19 protein-coding genes and 1 tRNA gene are annotated in these 18,976 nt (G+C 42.2%); 15 read left to right on the top strand and 5 right to left on the bottom strand.

All coding sequences use genetic code 11. The annotated features are described in order from the left end of the window. The first annotated feature begins 84 nt into the window (after positions 1 to 84). The 7 genes from BMX56_RS08845 (at position 85) to BMX56_RS08815 (ending at position 4,309) form a co-directional block, all read left to right on the top strand. Positions 85 to 441: a DUF1801 domain-containing protein gene (locus BMX56_RS08845; protein WP_090644695.1), complete on the top strand. Its 357-nt coding sequence runs from the start codon at positions 85 to 87 to the stop codon at positions 439 to 441. 1 nt (position 442) lies between these two features. Further along, positions 443 to 1,003, top strand: coding sequence for an NADAR family protein (locus BMX56_RS08840; protein ID WP_090644692.1), 561 nt, complete (start codon positions 443 to 445; stop codon positions 1,001 to 1,003). 3 nt (positions 1,004 to 1,006) lie between these two features. Then, positions 1,007 to 1,375 carry a DUF1801 domain-containing protein gene (locus BMX56_RS08835; protein WP_090644689.1) on the top strand — a complete coding sequence of 123 codons (369 nt, stop codon included), beginning with the start codon at positions 1,007 to 1,009 and terminating at the stop codon, positions 1,373 to 1,375. Positions 1,376 to 1,401: 26 nt separating this feature from the next. After that, positions 1,402 to 2,142 (top strand): hypothetical protein, encoded by a 741-nt coding sequence (locus BMX56_RS08830; protein WP_143065406.1) that lies wholly within the window; start codon positions 1,402 to 1,404, stop codon positions 2,140 to 2,142. A gap of 179 nt (positions 2,143 to 2,321) precedes the next feature. Beyond that, on the top strand, positions 2,322 to 2,822 hold the full coding sequence (locus BMX56_RS08825; protein ID WP_090644683.1) for a DUF3859 domain-containing protein: 501 nt from the start codon (positions 2,322 to 2,324) through the stop codon (positions 2,820 to 2,822). Positions 2,823 to 2,920: 98 nt separating this feature from the next. Then, a complete protein-coding gene (locus tag BMX56_RS08820; RefSeq protein WP_090644680.1) occupies positions 2,921 to 3,511 on the top strand; it encodes a GDSL-type esterase/lipase family protein in 591 nt (196 codons plus the stop codon). Positions 3,512 to 3,580: 69 nt separating this feature from the next. Beyond that, on the top strand, positions 3,581 to 4,309 hold the full coding sequence (locus tag BMX56_RS08815; protein ID WP_177183759.1) for an esterase family protein: 729 nt from the start codon (positions 3,581 to 3,583) through the stop codon (positions 4,307 to 4,309). An 86-nt stretch (positions 4,310 to 4,395) separates the two neighbouring features. Here the strand turns inward: BMX56_RS08815 and BMX56_RS08810 are convergent, their stop codons facing one another. From BMX56_RS08810 to BMX56_RS08800, 3 genes are read right to left on the bottom strand one after another with little or no spacing between them, the layout of a single operon-like run. Continuing rightward, on the bottom strand, positions 4,396 to 6,660 hold the full coding sequence (locus BMX56_RS08810; RefSeq protein WP_090644672.1) for a TonB-dependent receptor: 2,265 nt from the start codon (positions 6,658 to 6,660) through the stop codon (positions 4,396 to 4,398). 15 nt (positions 6,661 to 6,675) lie between these two features. Next, complete coding sequence (locus BMX56_RS08805; protein ID WP_090644665.1) at positions 6,676 to 8,013, bottom strand: HupE/UreJ family protein; 1,338 nt, start codon at positions 8,011 to 8,013, stop codon at positions 6,676 to 6,678. Positions 8,014 to 8,027: 14 nt separating this feature from the next. Then, complete coding sequence (locus BMX56_RS08800) at positions 8,028 to 9,443, bottom strand: DUF3500 domain-containing protein (protein ID WP_090644662.1); 1,416 nt, start codon at positions 9,441 to 9,443, stop codon at positions 8,028 to 8,030. Between the two features lie 284 nt (positions 9,444 to 9,727). Between BMX56_RS08800 and BMX56_RS08795 the strand changes: the two genes are divergently transcribed. The 4 genes from BMX56_RS08795 (at position 9,728) to BMX56_RS08780 (ending at position 12,696) form a co-directional block, all read left to right on the top strand. Beyond that, positions 9,728 to 10,870 carry a sensor histidine kinase gene (locus BMX56_RS08795; protein WP_090644659.1) on the top strand — a complete coding sequence of 381 codons (1,143 nt, stop codon included), beginning with the start codon at positions 9,728 to 9,730 and terminating at the stop codon, positions 10,868 to 10,870. Between the two features lie 2 nt (positions 10,871 to 10,872). Beyond that, positions 10,873 to 11,574 (top strand): LytR/AlgR family response regulator transcription factor, encoded by a 702-nt coding sequence (locus BMX56_RS08790; protein WP_090644656.1) that lies wholly within the window; start codon positions 10,873 to 10,875, stop codon positions 11,572 to 11,574. A gap of 127 nt (positions 11,575 to 11,701) precedes the next feature. After that, positions 11,702 to 11,773, top strand: a tRNA-Arg gene (locus BMX56_RS08785). A 233-nt stretch (positions 11,774 to 12,006) separates the two neighbouring features. Beyond that, the gene (locus tag BMX56_RS08780) at positions 12,007 to 12,696 is read left to right on the top strand and encodes a VIT1/CCC1 transporter family protein (protein WP_090644653.1); all 690 of its coding nucleotides are present in this window, start codon (positions 12,007 to 12,009) and stop codon (positions 12,694 to 12,696) included. Positions 12,697 to 12,791: 95 nt separating this feature from the next. Here the strand turns inward: BMX56_RS08780 and BMX56_RS08775 are convergent, their stop codons facing one another. After that, a complete protein-coding gene (locus BMX56_RS08775) occupies positions 12,792 to 13,466 on the bottom strand; it encodes a cytochrome b/b6 domain-containing protein (RefSeq protein WP_090644648.1) in 675 nt (224 codons plus the stop codon). Positions 13,467 to 13,736: 270 nt separating this feature from the next. Here BMX56_RS08775 and BMX56_RS08770 point away from each other — a divergent pair, with 270 nt between their 5' ends. From BMX56_RS08770 to BMX56_RS08755, 4 genes are all read left to right on the top strand, one after another. Beyond that, positions 13,737 to 14,414, top strand: a complete 678-nt coding sequence (locus BMX56_RS08770; RefSeq protein WP_090644644.1) for a response regulator transcription factor — start codon at positions 13,737 to 13,739, stop codon at positions 14,412 to 14,414. Continuing rightward, positions 14,411 to 15,664 carry a sensor histidine kinase gene (locus BMX56_RS08765; protein WP_090644640.1) on the top strand — a complete coding sequence of 418 codons (1,254 nt, stop codon included), beginning with the start codon at positions 14,411 to 14,413 and terminating at the stop codon, positions 15,662 to 15,664. The genes BMX56_RS08770 and BMX56_RS08765 overlap by 4 nt, the downstream gene beginning before the upstream one ends. A gap of 122 nt (positions 15,665 to 15,786) precedes the next feature. Beyond that, on the top strand, positions 15,787 to 16,545 hold the full coding sequence (locus BMX56_RS08760) for a hypothetical protein (protein ID WP_090646160.1): 759 nt from the start codon (positions 15,787 to 15,789) through the stop codon (positions 16,543 to 16,545). Positions 16,546 to 16,733: 188 nt separating this feature from the next. Continuing rightward, positions 16,734 to 17,525, top strand: a complete 792-nt coding sequence (locus BMX56_RS08755; RefSeq protein ID WP_090644637.1) for a hypothetical protein — start codon at positions 16,734 to 16,736, stop codon at positions 17,523 to 17,525. Between the two features lie 308 nt (positions 17,526 to 17,833). Here BMX56_RS08755 and ychF read toward each other — a convergent pair whose 3' ends face one another. Continuing rightward, complete coding sequence (gene ychF, locus BMX56_RS08750) at positions 17,834 to 18,937, bottom strand: redox-regulated ATPase YchF (protein WP_090644633.1); 1,104 nt, start codon at positions 18,935 to 18,937, stop codon at positions 17,834 to 17,836. Positions 18,938 to 18,976 lie beyond the last annotated feature (39 nt).

The following is an 18,976-nucleotide window of genomic DNA, read 5'->3' as shown; positions in this document are numbered from 1 at the left end:
TGGACTGGTCTCGGGGTTAATACTCGGGCTATTTGCTTTTTTAGCGTCAAAATTTGTTAAACGCAAACCAACAGTCATATAGCCATGCCTACAAACCTGGAAAGTTTTTACATACAACAGGACGAACCTTTAAGGAGTTATTTTATCAGTTTGCGGGATATCATACTGCAACACGATAAAGACATTACCAACGCCTGGAAATTTAATATGCCTTTCTTTCTATACAAGGGAAAAATGTTTTGCTATATCTGGACGCATAAAAAACGACAACAGCCCTTTATCGGTTTCAGTGAAGGCAAACGGATGGAACACCCCGGCCTTACTTTCGAAAACCGGTCGCGGATAAAAATAATGATATTGGATGCAGGGAAAGAGCTGCCTGTAAATACAATTAAACAGGTTTTGGATATGGCAATTGAATTGGTAAAACGGGATTTATAAGATGGAACAAAACTATAGCCTACAATGGCTGACCGATAAATTTGAAAACGGCGACAATATTAAATACCTGTTCTTCTGGGGCCACCGGAGCAAACGGGCCGGAATTGATAAATCGTGTTTTAGCCAATGGTTTGAATTGCCCTTTGTGGTTGATGGCATTACCTACAAAACTGCCGAACACTGGATGATGGCCAACAAAGCCATGTTGTTTGGCAATCCAAAAATCAGCGACAAAATAATTGCCGCCAACAGCCCCGGTGAAGTAAAAGAGTTAGGCAGGCAGGTTTTGGGGTTCGACGAAATTATATGGGCACAAAAACGGTTTGAGATAGTTGTTACCGGCAATATCCACAAGTTTAACCAGCATCCCGAATTCGCCGAATACCTGATAAATACCAGCGACAGGGTATTGGTAGAAGCCAGCCCGGTAGATACCATTTGGGGTATTGGCCTTGCGCAGGATGATGAACGAATAAATGATATCTACAGCTGGCGTGGACCAAACTTATTGGGTTTTGCATTAATGGAAGTGAGGGATTTTTTAAAAGGCGTTAAGCAGTAGTGTATGCCTACCCCACTTGATAATTTCTACCTTCAACAAACCGAACCGGTAAAAAGTTGCCTGTTGGCCCTGCGCCGGATTATACTGAAACAGGATGCCGATATAACCGCGGCCTGGAAATATGGGATGCCATTTTTTTGCTATAAAGGCAAAATGTTTTGCTACCTGTGGGTGCATAAAAAATTGCTGCAGCCTTATATCGGCATTGTTGAAGGCAAACATTTTGATCATCCCGGGCTGATCATCGAAAAACGGGCACGCATGAAAATTATGCTTTTTGATGCCGATGAGGATTTGCCGGTTGAAACTATTGAGGCAATTTTGAAGCTGGCTATTGACTTGTATAAAACGGGCGTAATAAAGATCAGGTAAATAAGTTATAGTGTTACTTAAACATCATGAAGAAAATTTTACTACTTCTGTTATCGATCTGTATTGTAGCCATCTCTTGCAAACCACAACACAAAACGGGATACGGATCTCCGTTGGTGGTATTGACAGAAACCAATCCATGGCTAATGGTTGTGGGGTCCGATTCACCTACTATCGCTATCTACGAAAACGGGCAAGTGATTTACAAAAAACCGGCAGATGATAAAGCCGAATACTACGAGGTTAATCTAAGCCATGAGGACCTGTTGCAAACCATTAATAACCTGGGTATCAGTGATTGTTTGAAAAAACTACCTAAACACATCGACGTTTCTATAGCAACGGATCAGCCTACTGCTAAATTGTTTCTTAATCTCGATTCTGTGAAAATCATTAGCGTCTACGGACAGTTGCGTTGGGCGCCCGACCGCGATAAAGCGCCAGCCTGTTTTATTAATGTTTTTAATAACCTTATCAAATATCAACATGGCGGGGCTAAAGAATGGTTGCCGGATAGTATTGAGGTGATGCTGACAAACTACAGCCATTCTCCCGAAAAACCATTGGCCTGGCCAGCTGCGTGGCCCGATCTCAAAAACAAAACAACCATAAAAAGGGGCGACGATTTATATAGCGTTTACCTGGATAAAAAATACTTTCCGGCTTTCATCAAACTAAACTCGTCCTTAAAAGAAAACCAGGCTGTTTTAGTTAACGGACAAAAGCTTTCGGTTTCGTACCGGATACCTTTTCCTAATTTGAAGTAACCTGCCCTCCTGATGCCCAAATCATGGGCTTAAGTACTATTCCTAAGGGTCGGTTCATCGGCTTCCTGGTTAAAGTATATCAGGCCACGCCGGCGCGCGGTCGTGGTAACTACCTACTTGGTTAATATACAAGATATATGAAAGTACTATATTGCCCCCGAAATATATAACCTTATATCATGACCAAAATCACATTGTTTGCATTTTTGCTCCTTTCATTTTTGGGTTGCTTAAATGTTGGCGCTCAACAAACAGCCCCGCGGGTAAAGTTCACTGAAATCACTTTTGGCCCGGCAACATCAACAACAGTTTTTAAAGAAGAGATGCCTGGTTCACCATCGGGTGATCATTCCATTATTGCAAATCAGGTATTCGGTAAAAAGACAAACAGAATTGAGGCTAAAAAAGGAACCCAATTTGGTGTTGAATATAAAATAACCGGAAAGCATGGCAATATTGCAAGGTTAGATATTGAATGGGTTTTCCCCGCAGAGATTGTAGACACTGCGAAAAAAGAATCATTTAAAAGTGTAAGGTACCCAATCGATATAGCCGTAAATGCAACCGATGCAAGCACCTACGCACTCGATAATGACTTTGAAGTAATAAAAGGCACCTGGCAATTGAATATCTATTACGCCGATAAATTGATTTATACCCGCAAATTTGAGCTTTACTAAGCACTGCAATTTTCATTTTGAAGCAAGCGCTGTGCCTGTAATTAAATTAATTGAGTAATTTACAACCATTAATTAATTGCACACACTAAAATAGTTTAATGTACTGGTACGAAGAAGATATAAAGCAGCTTGAAAAAGTTAGCAGGAACAAGGAATACGAACCCGAAACTATTTTTTATGGCAGTTCGTCGGTAAGGATGTGGACAAGCCTTAAGGACGATTTTAAGGAATTAAAACCCACAAACCTGGGTTTTGGCGGCTCGACACTGGCTGCCTGCGTTTGGTTTTTTGACCGGGTAATGGAAAGCTACAGCCCCAAAAGACTGGTAATATACGCCGGCGACAACGATTTGGGCGATGGCCGCCATCCCGAAGAAGTTTTTATATTTTTTCAGCAACTGGTTGCCAAAGTGCATCACCGTTTTGGTGATTTGCCCTGCTATTATGTTTCATTAAAACCAAGCCTTAGCCGGTGGAACATCATTGATAAATTTAAATATGCCAATAATCTTATCGAGACCGAAATTGTTAAAAATACCAACAACTGGCGATTTATTAACATCTATAAAGAGATGATTGACGCCAAAGGCTACCCTAAAAAAGAATATTTTGTAGGCGATGGGCTGCATTTAAGCCCGCTTGGTTACCAGTTATGGAAACAGGTTATTACAGCTAATATTAACAAATAAGCATTACCATTTATTTAATTTTGATTAACATTTGTTTTGGAAATTTCGCAGCAAAAGGCCGGGCCACAAATGAACAGAGGATACCACAAATGGTTTAGCGCCAATTTACATCGTACTATGGAGCTATTGGTATTTGGTCATGCAGGCAGGGCCGTGTTATTTTTTCCCACCCGGATGGCGCGGTTTTATGACTACGAAAACTGGGGGATAGTTGAAGCGCTGCAAACCAAAATTGAAAATGGCGAGCTGCAGCTTTTTTGTGTAGATAGTATTGATACCGAAAGTTTTTATAACCACTGGGTGCATCCGGCCACACGTATAGCGCGGCATTTGCAATACGAACAGTACATTCTTACCGAGGTTTTACCCTTCATGCAAAACCAAAATGGCGGCGATTACTTTGAAGTTGCCGGGTGTAGTATGGGATCATTCCATGCCATCAATATAGCTATGAAACACCCATCTGTTTTCAAGAAAGTAATATGTATGAGCGGGCGTTTTGATCTTACGCTGCAAATAGACGATTTTAAAGATCTGTTTGATGGCTATCGCGATGAGGATATTTATTTTAATATGCCCCAGCAATTTATGGCCAACCTGCATGATGGAGCCATTTTAGATGCCATTCGTAAAATCGAGATCATTATGGCAGTGGGCGAAACAGACCCATTTGTACACAGCAACCGCGACTTTAGCGACTTGCTTACAGGCAAAAGCATTCCACACCAATTATACATTTGGGATAATTATGCGCACCGGCCACGATATTGGAAGCAAATGGTGAATTTGTATTTATAAAAGAATATACCATCTTCAGGTTTAACCACCGTCACTCACGGGGCTTTTTTCTTTTCGGCAAAAATCAAAATTACGTTTGAAGCAATTTATTTAAAAAAGTAACTGAGATGCAGCAAAGCTGCAAATTTGGTTCCGGCAGTAAAAGCAATCCCATCAACCGGTGCCTGGTTTTTTAACCGGGTAACCGTTTCAAACTGGGTTTCTTTCCACTGCACATTAAACAGGTTATTTATGGTTAAGCCAATTTCGTATTTGGGCCTGGTATAATTTAATACCAGGTCGTTGATAAAATAACCTTTGGCAACCAGGCTATAGTCGGCATTCGCCGCGCGGTCAGCCAGATACCGGTAGCGCAAACTGCCGTTGAAGCCGTTTTTAAAAGTGTAGTTTATACCGCCGGTACTACTCCAAACCGGTGCTAAAGGAATATAATTTGCTCCGGCCGGGTCGTCCAGCGACCTGCCGTGGGCGTAATTTACATCTGCGTCGAAATACAGGGATTTAAGCGGCTGGTAACGGCCAGACAGGTCTAAACCAATGCGGCGGGTGCGGCCGCTAAATTCTACCGAACCTCCATCGCCTGCGTATACATATTCTTTTTGCAGGTAACTATACCACAACGCAGCGTTGAACAACAGGTTTTTGGCCGGTTTAAATACCGTACCCAAATCGGCACCATATGCTGCGGGCAGGGTTTGCAAACCTCCCTGCGCAACTACCACCCGGGTATCATTAGAATGGAAGCCTTTGCCGGTTAATAAATACAATTCGGTTTTATCGTTAACACGGTAGTAAAAATTCAGCTTGGGACTAACTATATTATTATTGGCGGTATACACACCGATACCATTAAGCGTACTATCAGTGGCCAGTTTATTGTTATACCTGTAATAAAACTGATCAAACCTTACCCCTGCGTTCATCGAGAATTTTGAACTGAATTGAAATGTTTCACCCAGGTAGGCTCCGGCACCCAGTTCGGTAATATCACCCAATTTAACCGGATCGATAACCGTGAAGTTGTTGACGGTATGCGATAATTCTGAACCTTTGGTCATATCCAGCCGGGTATTAATTCCCGCTTCCGTTGTCAGTTTAGTATTCCCAATATAGCCTTCATGCTGGTAGCTGCCGTTATAGCCATACAAATTGCGTGTTTCCCGCTGACGGATCTCGTCACCGTTAACTGTATCTACCAGGTAAAATGTAAAATTGGTATGCAGGTCAAATTTATAGCGCGAATAGTAGAGTTGGTTTTTGACGATGTCATGATTCGACAGCCGGGTTAAAAGCTGTGCGTTCAAGTTGGTACGCGAGGTTACTCCGCCCTCGTTGGGGTCAAGTGCGCCGTAAAACCCGATGGTGCCATCGCTTACCGCGCTTTCCGGGATCTGCCCGGATGCTTTCCATGCGCTATAGAAAGTGGATGCACTAACGGTTAGCCAGTTGTTGGCGTTTAGCCGGCCATGATATTTGGTAAAAAAGTTAAAGCGTTTAAAATGTTGCGGGTTATCAAAATAACTGTCGCTGTACCGGTATTCCGAAGCGGCATACCAGGACTGGTTATTGGCTTTAGCTTTTTGGCCAAGCAGGTTAACCATGCCGAACACCCTGTAGGTATTAAACTGTCCGCCTTCTATTTTAACCTGGTTAGCGTCAATCGCGTTGGCAGTGTTAAAGTTCACAAAGCCGGTCACGGCCAGGTCGCCTTTATCCACATTATACATCCCTTTTTGATAGTTGGTGCTTTCTATCGTTTCGGGGATAATAAAATGACTGTCGGCATAACCCTGGCCATGTGCCTGCGAAACCATATTTACCGGCATATAATCAACGCTCAAATTGATATCGGTACCATGGTCATTATCAAAACCGCGCAGAAAAATCTGTTCGGCTTTACCGCCGCCCTGGTGCTGGCCTATGAACAGGCCTGGCACTATACGCAGCATCTCCTGCGAATTAGCTACTCCCCTCATTTTGATGTCAGTCTCGCTGATGACTTTATAAGGGTTGGCCGCATTGGCCGTTATAATCACATCGCTCAGCTGTGTTTGCTGCTGGCTAATAACAATTACCTGTCCGTTCCTGAAATCACTTAGCAGCAAGGTTTCTTTTTGATAGCCAATTGCAGTTATAGAAATAGTTTTAACTGATACAGGTATGCTTTGATAAAAGAATCGGCCTGTTTCATCAGTAATACCGGTTTTGTTCCCCGGTTGCAGCATAATAGTTACACCTTTTAACGGAACTTGTGTGGCACTGTCAATTACCCTGCCTGTTAAATGACTTGTTTGCGAAAACGAGTGACGGCTACAAATTAACAGAACAGCGATAAGCAGGCAACTACGCATAAAATGAAAGGGTTATTAAACAAACAGCGCTTTTTTAAATCGGGCCGATAGAAATGCGGTAACAGAAAATATTGCGACAGCAAATACTAACCACAATTCGTAGCTGGTAAATTTTAGTATCACCTGGGTAATCAGGTTAGGCTGATTGAAAACCCTTTCGGCCATCCAGGCCAAAGCCGCTACACCAGCCAGTATGGCGGCGCCGGTTCTGAAAAAAGGATAAACCAACGTCCTGCTCATCAGCATCAGCCATGGAACGATAATGGCGATTACAAACAACTGCATCACTTCGATACCAATATTAAAGCCAAGGATGCTTAGCGTCAATGTGAGGGCAGTCAAATTAAGATTAGACAAAACCGAAGCAAATGCCAATCCGTGTATAAGCCCGAAACCTGCTGCTACCAGGGCCTCCCTGCCAGGAAATATAGGATAGATGGCATGTACCGCCGAAACCAGGATAGAAACGGCGATCAATACTTCTACCAGTTGCGCGGGGAGGCTGAGCCAACCTAAAGCTCCCAATAGCAAGGTAACAGAATGACCGATGGTAAACGCCGTTACAATTTTTAATAAGTTCCTGAGGCTGCATTTAACGCCGCCAAAACCACCCCAATGCTTTTTAACAGGTAAAAGCATAGATGGCAGCAATAGCACAATCAGGAACAACAGGTGATCGGTTCCCTCCTTGATGTGCTGCATGCCTAAAGCAAGCATGCTATTGAAACCTTTAAACCAGCTTCCCTGCTGTAAATTTATTTCCAAAGGATATATCACGTTATCTTTGGTATTCCAGCTGATTACCATTGCATCTGCCGACGAGGTATTTAAATTTCCTGCCTCCCAATCGCTGCGGATAGAAACAAGGGCTGCATGGTTAACAACCTGGTGCATAATCACATCATAATCGAGCATAAACTTCCGGGTACTCTCGCCCGGCAGCGGTATGATAACTACCCTGGCAACTACTTCCCAATAATCGATGCCGTTCTCGATGTATTTTCCTTTGTCCATCCTCAAAGCTTCTACTTCAACATTCCATGGAGTAGCTTTTTTTGTGTAGGCATGAATGTGGGCTTTGAGGTATTCTGTTAATTGAGGCCCGAATTTTTCGATAAGCGTTTCCGGATTTTTAGATATATTGTTGCCAAAAGCAAGTTCCAGTTCTGATAGCGGCATTTGCAGCTCAAGTGCAACCCTATGAGGACTTGCATCTAAAAAAACAAGCGTATTTGGCGTTTGATGCGCGGCGGCAATTGTTGACCTTAATGCTGTAACAGCAAAAATAGTTGCAAAAATAAACAGCCGCCAACTGTTTTTATGGCGACTGTTTATTGAAAAAATGTTACACATAATTTCTATTTTTTTTATAAACCTATGTAATCACGGGTATGGTCCCTCATAACAGTATGGTAGTGAATTCCCGAAAGCACCACACCTGTTTGGCAAATAAACTCTATCCAAACACTTGGCCCATCTATCCTGACGTAATCGGTATTGGTTGTTAAAAATGAGCTGGCCGTACCGGCAACGGCAGAGGTATTGCTGGCATATGTAACATATGTATCTGCAAGCTCATTTTGATAAATTGTAGTAAAGGCGGCGGCGGCAGTAGCGTCCACATCGTTGATCCATGGCATCATGGCTGCCAGCACTTTTGCCTGTGCCGCACTGCTCAACGCGCTTACTTTAATTCCCTGTTTGGTGGTTGGGAATGTATTGGTGGTTGAACCAGGTACCATCAAACAGTCGGAAAAAGTACTGGATATTTTTGCCGAAGCCAGCTCTGTACTTGTGAAAGAGCCCAGCATTTCCTGCATTGCCGTATGCTCTGATTCCAGCGGGCCGCTATAAGTAGTTCCGCTTAAAGTAAATGATCCTTTTGGTTCTACTCCCTGGTGCAAAGGTGTAATGCTGGTAACACTGCCTGCGTCATAAGTAATATTTTGCGCGTAATGGTGGCCACCAATCTGTAGCATCCACTTTCCGGTTGTACTTGGGGTTCCCAAAAATGCGATAATATAGTTACCTGAAGAATAGCCGGAAGCAGTTTGCCCCAGGTAATCATCGGCCGCCATAATTTGTGAAAACTCGTCATAACCTTCACCGCTACTTGTACCGAAGGCTGCCGCTGCAACAGCTTTTGCAGCCGCTAATTGTGTGGCGGTTAAGCTGCTAAATGCTAATCCGTTTCTGCACGAAACCCCACATGGCAGATTCGACCATCTTTTGGCATTGGTAAGGTTCAGCGTAAGTACAACAGTTGACTGCTGCGCAGTGGTAAGCGTTGCTAAAAAAGCATTGGCTAAGCATACTACTTTTGATGCGGTGGTGGCCGATGTAGAGCACCCTGTGGTTGTTGTACTTGCGGCATTTACAGTAACTGCAAAACTGCACGTTTGCCCGCCGAAGGTAATAGCAAAAGAAGCAGTACCGCTCGACGCTGGTGTACCTGCAATAGCATAGGTAATGTTGCCCGCCCCGCTGGCTAATGTACCAGCGGCTAAAGTTGCTGTTAGCCCGGTAACCCCCGTTGATGAGATAGCGGTACCCGCGGCATAAGTTTTCCCGTTTCCGCCCGTATACGGAACCGTTGCTGTTCCGGTAAATGCAGTTGACGCATAAGCCGTTCCTGAAATTGTTGCGCTGGCACAAGTTAAAGCACTTACAGACGCCGTAGTTGTAGTGGTGCCGGAATCGCTGCTGCTTTTTTTGCAGGCCTGGATCACCAGCAATACGCTTAGGCTGATGGCCGGTAATAAGATAAATAATTTAGTTTTCATGAGTTAACTATTTGTTAAATTGATAAATACACAGGTGTTTTTTAAACCCAGCGTAAACGTAGCGGCAAACCATAATTTAAAACAGGGTGTATAGATGAATGGCCTTTTTTTAGTGGTGAGTGGGCTATTGTTGCTCAAACCCTGTATAATTTCAAGTCATGTTGCCGGGGTCAATAAGGGGGAAAACAACTGTTAAACTGTATATTTGCCATTTCATCTATACATTCAAGTCAATCACCGATGTTTTTATTTTCATGCCGGACTGATTGTGTTACTTTACCTCTATGTCAAAAATTAAAGCTATTTCCATCATCCTGCATTTTGCCGGCTGGGTTATGCTCATGGCCATCCCGCTCATATTTCTGCATAGAGGCGGCAGCTTTGACGGTGACATCGTCCTTTTGCAAAGCCCCGACTATTGGTTATTCGGACTTACTTTTATGGTGGTTTTTTACAGCAACGCCTACTTTTTTGTTCCGCGGCTGCTGCTCCGTAAAAAACATATTTTCTTTGGAATTGCTGTTTTTTCCCTGTTCTTCGGTGTTTACTGCATCAGGCCATTTGACCGCTTGCTGCATATCAGGGAAAAAGAGGACGACAGCCGGCGGCCTAATAACCGGCCACCTTTCAATGGGCCCGGCAACGTGAATTATCAGCCCGTGGAGCCTCCGGGACGAAACCCCAACTTGCCATCCTATCGCGATAGACCTTTAAGCCGGTCGCCGTTTGGGCAGCCGTTGGATATTACCAGTTTCTTTATTTTTTTTACGGTAATAGCCTTTAGTACGGCCATTAAAACTATCCGGGAATGGCTGCTTACCGAGCAAAGGGCCGCCCGCGCCGAAGCGGATAAAGCGACCGCCGAGCTCTCTTTTTTGAAAGCACAAATCAATCCGCATTTTTTGTTCAATACCATGAACAATATTTATACGCTGGTTTTAACCAGGGACGATCATGCAGCCGACAGCGTTTTGCGACTTTCAAAAATCATGCGTTACGTTACCGAAGATGTAACCGGGAATTTTGCACCACTGCAGCGCGAGGTTGATTGTATAGCCAGCTATATTGAACTACAGCGTTTACGCACCGGCAACCTTACCGCTGTTAATTTTGAGGTAGACGGCGACATAGATGGAAAACAAATAGCCCCCCTGCTGCTAATGACTTTTATTGAAAATGTTTTCAAATACGGTGTTAGCAAACATGAAAGCACAACTATTCAAATCAAATTGGTTATCAGCGAAACTGCCCTGTACTTTTATTGTAAAAACCGGATATTCGGTTTAAGTAACGGCGATAACCACAGCACCGGCATAGGCATCAAAAACACTCGTAAACGTTTAGAACATTTATATACCGGCAGGTATTTATTAAATATCAGCAACGATAACCAGGAGTACATTGTTCAGCTAACTTTACCAACTTAACCATGATCCTTAAGTGCATAGCCATTGATGATGAACCTTTAGCGTTACGGCTTATTGGCGAATATGTATCGCGGTTTCCCAAACTGCAACTCATCAAAACATTCGAAGACGCAATTTCGGCGGCCGAATTCTTAAAAAACACGGCGGTCGACCTCCTTTTTTTGGATATCAACATGCCCGATATCTCGGGTATCGACCTCTTAAGGTCGCTGCCTGTAAAACCCATGGTTATTTTCACCACCTCCTACCGCAACTATGCCTATGAAGGCTTTCAACTGGAGGCGGTAGATTTTGTTGAAAAACCAATAGAATTTGAACGTTTTACCAGGGCTATAGAAAAAGCCCTTGCGTTTTATCAATATAAGAACCGGGCAAATGAAAAATTGAATACTACAGACGAAAGCCTGTACGTCCATTCTGAATACCGGATTGTGAAGATTGACCTGAGTGCCATTGAGTACATTGAAAGTATGGAAAACTACATCCGGATTCACTTAACCGGCGACAAACCGGTATTTACTTTAATGACATTAAAGGAAGTGTTGAAAAAGCTGCCCGCTGATAAATTTCAGCGTATTCATCGCAGCTATATTGTACCTGTAAGTAAAATAAAATCCATCCAAAATCGTAAGGCGCAACTAACGGATATTGAATTGCCGGTGAGCGATGCGTATTATGAAAGTATCCGCGGTTTGGTTAATTAGCTTTTCGTATGCACCAACCTTAAAGAATCGTAATTCCCGTTTCATAATTCATTTGGCTCTTCCCTGTTGTTAAAAGAAAACGGAATACGATAAAAGGATTAAATCAATTTTATATATTTGCGCCGCTGCTCCCGTAGTTCAATGGATAGAATTATGGTTTCCGGTACCATCGATATGAGTTCGAATCTCGTCGGGAGCACTAATTATCGTTTGATATTTAAACAAAGGACTATTCAAAAAAGAGTAGTCCTTTGGCATTTCCATAGTAACAGCAAAATGACAAGCTAACACGGTTTAGTTTGCCACCCTCAAAACATGAACAGAATTGGTCGAAACCTTTAGGTTCTAAATCAAGAATAATTCTAACTTATAATTCAGCCTTACTACTATTATTTAACAATAGTATATTCGTTATTAAAAAAAAAAGCGCAAATGCATCATGAACACCATGTAACCAGTTCGGAAACCATTAGGGACATTGTTATCGGTATGTCCGATGGTTTAACGGTTCCTTTCGCTTTGGCGGCAGGTTTAAGCGGAGCCATCAGTTCGTCAACCCTTGTAGTAACTGCGGGTATTGCCGAGATTGTTGCCGGATCAATTGCCATGGGCTTAGGCGGTTACCTTGCCGGGCGCACGGAAGTAGACCATTACCAATCTGAATTAAAACGGGAGTATGAGGAAGTAGAGAAACTACCCGAGCAGGAAAAAGCCGAAGTAATGGAAGTATTCGCGGGGTTCGGTCTATCTGAACCATTGCAACGGCAAATTGCCGATGAACTTGCCAAAGACAAAAAGCAATGGGTGGAATTCATGATGCGTTATGAACTTGGCCTTGAAGAACCCAATGCAAACCGCGCAGCCAAAAGCGCCATTACCATTGGCTTGTCCTACATTGTTGGCGGCATTATCCCTTTATCTCCTTATATCATTATCGACCATGCCCAGGAGGCTTTATATTACTCTTGCGGTGTCACGCTGATATGCCTGTTCATATTTGGTTATTTTAAAAGTAAAATGACAGGCCAGCCGGCATTAAGCGGCGCTTTTAAAGTAGTAATAATTGGCGCACTTGCCGCCGGGGCCGCTTTCCTGATGGCAAGGTTAATTACCGGAAAATAACAAACGTACTATTGTTAAGTCTGAAGTCCTAAGTCTGAATTTTCATTTTTGACTTAGAACTCAAGACTTTGGGCTAAAGACTATCCGTCACGACACTATGATTTACCTCCGTTGATCATATCCGAAACAATGCCTTTGCCGTCATCTTTTCGCTCGGCCAGGAAAACGCCTGCAATATGAACAACAATAAATGCAATAATAAGGTACATGCAAAAGCCATGAACATCTTTAACACTGTGCCTGATAGATTTGAATGGCGCCAGCAGATCTTCAAAAGCCAGGAATAAACCGGTTACAGCCATAATAATAAGCAGCAAATAAAACACCGCGTAAATGCTTTTCACAGCAAGTTCGTGCCTCGCCAGCTCTCTTTCCTTTTTGATAGTTTGAAATTGCCGGTAAGCGCCTTTTATTTTGCCAATGAATTTTTGATCGGCCAACTGAAAAAACTCCAGCACCAGCCTAAATAATAATAAAACAGCCAAGCCATATCCAAAATAGGTATGAATACTCCATACGCTATCGCCAAGTGCATGGGCAACAGAGCCGGCCTGGTCGTCGGTTACTACGGCACCCGCGTGTTTTAACTCATCTTTAACCAGTGCTGTTACCGGCCTTCTGTCGGTAATAGTCGCATTGATTAGTACGGTAAGCAGCGAACCACTGATGACAATGGCATTAACCCAATGCCAAAGGCGAAGGGGCGCCGAATATTTTTTGATATGTCCCGGATGGGTAACATCTTCACGGATAGGTTCGATAATTGCCATGTTAATTTTATTTAGCTGCCTGTTTTGCCCAAAAGATAATCAATTCCATTTATCAAACCAATTTGATCTGCCCGTACCTTCTGCATTGTTATAAAGGAGGATTTATCTTTTTGGATGATAACAGTATAGTGACGTTTTGAGGCTGTTTTTTTTGTAAATTACCACAAGAATATGAAGCAAATCTGTAGTTACTACATCTTTATCCGCAAATGGGTATGCGTACTTCAGTTTATCTTCAATTTCGCATTTTATCTTTGAACAAAAACCGAATTGAAAATCCTGGTAATAGAAGACGAGCAAAGCTTACGTGAAAACATCACCAGCTACCTGAATGTTGACGGCAATATATGCGAAAGCTGTGGCGGACTGACTACGGCACTGCAAAGATTAGCAGACTATGACTATGATTGCGTGCTTTTGGATATAGGCTTACCCGACGGGCAAGGTTTAGGTGTGCTTGAATTTTTAAGAGCCCACCACAAGAACGAGGCTGTGCTGATCATTTCGGCCCGAAACTCATTAGATGATAAACTGAAGGGGCTAAACCTGGGTGCCGATGACTACCTGACCAAACCATTTCATCTTGCCGAGTTAAAAGCGCGCTTAATGGCTGTATACCGCCGGAAAGCATTAAATACCAATAACAAAGTGGTATTTAATGAAATATCAATTGACATACCGGGCAGAACGGTTGAAGTTAACGATAACGCCATCATACTTACACGTAAGGAGTATGAAATGCTGCTTTATTTTATTGCTAATAAGGGCAAAGTAATATCCAAAAATGCCATTGCCGAGCACCTTTGGGGGGATGAGATGGATATGCATGATAACTTCGATTTCATTTACACCCATATCAAAAACCTGCGCAGGAAATTGCTGGATGCCGGTGGTAAAGATTATCTGACATCGATATACGGCCTTGGTTACAAATTTGTGAGTACATGAAACTATCTGAGCATTACACCCGGACAAGTGTATATATCACCCTAACGGTTTTACTGTTTGGGGCGGTTATTTATTATTTTGCAATTAACTATATAGCGCAGCAACAGCTTGACCGGGGCCTCCAGCAACAATTAACTGAAGCGGAAGAATACGCCAGGAGTAATGACCAGAACCCGCAATTGTATGACCTGGACAGGGATCATGCCATATTTGTAAAAACAAACCGGCAGCAATTGCAAAAGCGTTTTTTTGATACCACTTATTTTAACCCTAAGGAACAACGGGCAGAGCCCGGCCGCGCGGTGGAAGACCTGGTTAAAGTAAACAATAACAACTACTACAAGGTGGTTATCACCATTTCCAGGGCCGGCCAAAAGTATCTTATTGAGGTTATAACTATTATTACCCTTACCCTGCTTGCCGGCCTGCTGGCTGTGCTCTTTATAACAAATAAATACCTGCTTAACGACCTTTGGAAACCTTTCCGGCTAACTTTAAAGGAAATAAAGCAATTTAATATTGCTGATGTTGACCAATTTACCGGAAAACCAAGCCTGGTGGATGAATTTACCGAACTAAATGAAGCGATCAGGGAAATGTCGTTAAGGGTAACGCACGATTACCTGAAACTGAAACAGTTTACAGAGAATGCATCGCATGAAATGATGACACCGCTGGCCGTTGTAACAACCAAACTGGATACACTGATCCAGGACGAAACTTTGGGTGCCGATCAGCTGGCACAAATAACAGATATTTATAGCTCAATTAATAAATCAAGCCGGCTTAACAATTCATTGTTGCTGCTTGCCAAGTTGGAAAACAAACTCATAACCGAGGAAGAACCCATTGAGCTTGACATTATGCTGGCCGAAAAGATGCAGCAATTTCAGGAATTGATGCAAAGCAAAAATCTTTTGTTTCAGCACCAACTTGAACCTAAGCAGATATTAGCCAGCAAATACCTGGTTGATATTTTGTTAAACAACCTGTTCGGCAACGCTATCAGGCATAACATTACCGGTGGAATAGTTATTATCCAATTAACAGCGCATTTGTTATCGATAAAAAACAGCGGGGGTGCTAATCCTTTAAACACCGACCTGATTTTTGAGCGATTTCAAAAAGGTAAAGAATCGCAAGGCACCGGCCTGGGGTTAACGTTGGTAAAAAACATTTGCCAGCATTACGACTACACCATCCATTATTATCACGAAAGGGGTTTACACGCTTTTGTAATTACGTTTTAGATGGTGTTTTGTCACCTTAGTGATACAATAAGCATTTAGCAGCTAACTACAGTTTTGCTTCAGATTGTCATTATAGTTTTATCGTGTATGCCGTTGGCGTACATTATAAAAGTACAAAGTCAATGAAATATTTATGCTTACTGGCCTTTGCCTTTATCACCCTGCGACTTAAAGCGCAGGACAATTACGAAATCCAGGTATATGGTTCAGAAACGGTAGAAAAAGGCAATACCATGGTGGAGCTTCATAGCAATTATACCATTAACGGAAGTAACACAGCTACCAATGGCGAATTACCAACCAACCATGTTGTACATGAAACTATCGAGATAACCCATGGCTGGACCCCATGGTTTGAAACCGGCTTTTATTTTTTCAACTCAATAGGTGATGGCGGGCGCACTGCGTACGTAGGCTCGCACATTCGGCCAAGGGTAGCAGCCCCACAAAGCTGGAACTGGCCTGTAGGTGTAAGTATCTCAACCGAATTTGGGTTTCAAAAAAGCGCGTTCTCTGCCAATACAAGCACACTGGAAATAAGGCCTATTGTGGATAAAAAATGGAACAAATTATATATTTCTGTAAACCCTACATTAGAGAAAAGCTTCGCCGGCCCCGATGTTAACCGTGGGTTTACCTTCTCGCCCAATGTAAAAGGTAGTTACGATGTAACCAAAATTGTGGCGCTTGGATTAGAATATTATGGAAGTACCGGGCCATTTTTTCATTATGATGCATTTAAACAACAGGACCACCAACTATTTGTAGCAACCGACGTCAACTTCGACCCCAAATGGGAGGTTAACGGTGGCATAGGCTATGGATTTACTTCAAATACCGATAAAGCGATTGTTAAAATCATTATCGGCAGGAGGTTTTGACGAAGTTGCTTAGAGGTCACTATTTTGCAAAAGCCGCAAAAGTAGAGCGCCAGTGTCAGAGGTAAGTCGTTCAGCTATTGTGCACAACAATTTAAAACCGTTAACTATTGACAATTTCGCATGTCTTGCCGAAGAAAATCTTTTTTGGGATTAACTTATTAAAATATAGTGATATATTGTTTACCAATATGGAGTTGTTTAAAAAGCTTTTTGGGAGAAATGAAAAAATAAGGGTTCAGTTTTTTGACGATTTAAATCAGAAGATTATAGGCGTTTCCGAAATGCTGCCTAACCAACTTCCCAGTAGCTTTAATGTTGAAACTACAATGACATTGGAGGGTGCTGAATGGAGAATAACAGAGGCTATTCCGGTAAATTCGACTGATTTCATTAAATCTAAAAGCCTTATTTTAAAAATGAGGAAAGTTGAAAAATTGAATACTTCAGACATCTTATTTACCTTACCATCTATATCAAATGAATTACCAGGCATTAGTGAAAAGCCGTTGTTTAATAATTTTGAAATATTAATTACAGAAGATGACTGGCGACAAAACGAGTTTCTCAATATATCTTCATTCCCTCTAATTGATATTGAAATATCTAAAATAAATGATATCAGAGCAAATCATTGTAAAAGAATTGATGATTTCATGAACGCCTTTACTAAATGCCATGTAAGGGACGTAATTGGGAAACCTAATTTAAATGTAGACTTTACGGTACTTAAAAAAATATTGAATATTGATAATGTGGGAAGTTTGAAATTAATCAATAATCAAGGATTTGTTTTAAACGGATTTACATTTAAAACCGACAATACAACATTTTATGGCATTTTAGATAATGAAACGGTAACAGATTTGGGCATCCATGAGTTTTCTGATTTTACGATAGACGAGGTTCAAAGGATAACAAAAACATTCGGATTGATATTTGTAAATTGGTACCACTCCGATATAATTACCGGCGATAATTAGCGAAAAACAAGATATATTTCTACTTTCTCAAAATATTTTTTTCCATACTGACCCAACATTGGGGCACGAAGCAATAGCAGGCTTTACAGAGTGGATCTGCGCAGTTCGCGATTTCTTCGCTTCATCCCTTATCATGACGTGCTTGCAAGTCAATATGGCTATTATTGAGTCTCAATGCGTTATTACTGCTTTTTTCAGTATTTTCAGATAGGCAAAAGGCAATGACATAGTGTTGCCCACCTCCCATCAGCCTCCGTAGCATGTAGCTGTCTTAATTCTTGATTCTAATCTCTTGGCTCTTTCCCCAACTAAACATTAAACCTGAAGTGCATAATATCGCCATCCTGCACAATGTAGGTTTTACCCTCGATGCCCAATTTACCGTTCTCTTTTATGGTAGCTTCTACACCGTTAAATTTCACAAAGTCGTCGTATTTAATAACTTCGGCGCGGATAAAGCCTTTTTCAAAATCGGTATGGATAACGCCGGCTGCCTGCGGTGCTGTAAAGCCCTGGGTAATTGTCCAGGCACGTACTTCCTGTACACCGGCTGTAAAATAGGTGGCCAGGTTTAGCAAACGGTAAGCAGCTTTTATCAGTTTGTTAACGCCCGATTCTGTCAGCCCCAAATCGTTTAAAAACATCTGGCGCTCTTCGTATGATTCCAACTCTGCTATCTCCGCTTCAATTTGTGCCGATATAATCAACACTTCGGCTTTCTCTTCAGCTACGGCGGCTTTCACCTGTTCAACGTAAGCATTACCTGTACTTACAGATCCCTCGTCAACATTACAAACGTACATTACCGGTTTGGCGGTAAGAAGCCATATGTCGGCAATATATTCTTTGTCTTCTTCGGCAACCGGTGCTGTACGGGCCGACTTGCCTTGAAGCAAATGGTTTTTATAAACGGTTAAAACATCAAAGGTTTTTTTAGCCTCTTTGTCGCCACCTGTTTTGGCCATTTTTTCAACTTTCTGAATCTTTTTCTCTATTGAGTCTAAATCCTTTAGCTGCAATTCGGTATCGATAATCTCTTTATCGCGTATTGGGTCAACCGAGCCGTCAACATGAATCACGTTATCGTTATCAAAGCAGCGCAATACGTGGATAATAGCATTAGTAGCACGAATGTTGGCCAAAAACTGGTTACCCAAGCCCTCGCCTTTGCTGGCACCTTTTACCAGGCCGGCAATATCTACAATCTCGATAACGTTTGGCACTATGTTTTTGGGCTGAACTATTTCGGTAAGCTTTGTTAAACGCTCATCCGGCACAGTAATTACGCCCACGTTTGGCTCGATGGTGCAAAACGGAAAGTTAGCCGCCTGCGCCTTGGCATTTGATAAGCAATTAAAAAGTGTTGATTTCCCAACATTTGGCAAACCTACTATCCCACATTGTAAACCCATTGTTTTAAATTTAAAATTTGTCCATAGTCTATGGTCCAT

Source organism: Mucilaginibacter sp. OK283, from assembly GCF_900110415.1.
GTDB lineage: Bacteria > Bacteroidota > Bacteroidia > Sphingobacteriales > Sphingobacteriaceae > Mucilaginibacter.
This window is presented reverse-complemented; position numbering and strand designations above follow the sequence as displayed.

Excerpts from the sequence above, each read along its gene's own strand:
- BMX56_RS08845 (WP_090644695.1), top strand. The coding sequence starts at position 85 with ATGCCTACAAACCTGGAAAGTTTTTACATACAACAGGACGAACCTTTA.
- BMX56_RS08840 (WP_090644692.1), top strand. The coding sequence starts at position 443 with ATGGAACAAAACTATAGCCTACAATGGCTGACCGATAAATTTGAAAAC.
- BMX56_RS08835 (WP_090644689.1), top strand. The coding sequence starts at position 1,007 with ATGCCTACCCCACTTGATAATTTCTACCTTCAACAAACCGAACCGGTA.
- BMX56_RS08830 (WP_143065406.1), top strand. The coding sequence starts at position 1,402 with ATGAAGAAAATTTTACTACTTCTGTTATCGATCTGTATTGTAGCCATC.
- BMX56_RS08825 (WP_090644683.1), top strand. The coding sequence starts at position 2,322 with ATGACCAAAATCACATTGTTTGCATTTTTGCTCCTTTCATTTTTGGGT.
- BMX56_RS08820 (WP_090644680.1), top strand. The coding sequence starts at position 2,921 with ATGTACTGGTACGAAGAAGATATAAAGCAGCTTGAAAAAGTTAGCAGG.
- BMX56_RS08815 (WP_177183759.1), top strand. The coding sequence starts at position 3,581 with ATGAACAGAGGATACCACAAATGGTTTAGCGCCAATTTACATCGTACT.
- BMX56_RS08810 (WP_090644672.1), bottom strand. The coding sequence starts at position 6,660 with ATGCGTAGTTGCCTGCTTATCGCTGTTCTGTTAATTTGTAGCCGTCAC.
- BMX56_RS08805 (WP_090644665.1), bottom strand. The coding sequence starts at position 8,013 with ATGTGTAACATTTTTTCAATAAACAGTCGCCATAAAAACAGTTGGCGG.
- BMX56_RS08800 (WP_090644662.1), bottom strand. The coding sequence starts at position 9,443 with ATGAAAACTAAATTATTTATCTTATTACCGGCCATCAGCCTAAGCGTA.
- BMX56_RS08795 (WP_090644659.1), top strand. The coding sequence starts at position 9,728 with ATGTCAAAAATTAAAGCTATTTCCATCATCCTGCATTTTGCCGGCTGG.
- BMX56_RS08790 (WP_090644656.1), top strand. The coding sequence starts at position 10,873 with ATGATCCTTAAGTGCATAGCCATTGATGATGAACCTTTAGCGTTACGG.
- BMX56_RS08780 (WP_090644653.1), top strand. The coding sequence starts at position 12,007 with ATGCATCATGAACACCATGTAACCAGTTCGGAAACCATTAGGGACATT.
- BMX56_RS08775 (WP_090644648.1), bottom strand. The coding sequence starts at position 13,466 with ATGGCAATTATCGAACCTATCCGTGAAGATGTTACCCATCCGGGACAT.
- BMX56_RS08765 (WP_090644640.1), top strand. The coding sequence starts at position 14,411 with ATGAAACTATCTGAGCATTACACCCGGACAAGTGTATATATCACCCTA.
- BMX56_RS08760 (WP_090646160.1), top strand. The coding sequence starts at position 15,787 with ATGAAATATTTATGCTTACTGGCCTTTGCCTTTATCACCCTGCGACTT.
- BMX56_RS08755 (WP_090644637.1), top strand. The coding sequence starts at position 16,734 with ATGGAGTTGTTTAAAAAGCTTTTTGGGAGAAATGAAAAAATAAGGGTT.
- ychF (WP_090644633.1), bottom strand. The coding sequence starts at position 18,937 with ATGGGTTTACAATGTGGGATAGTAGGTTTGCCAAATGTTGGGAAATCA.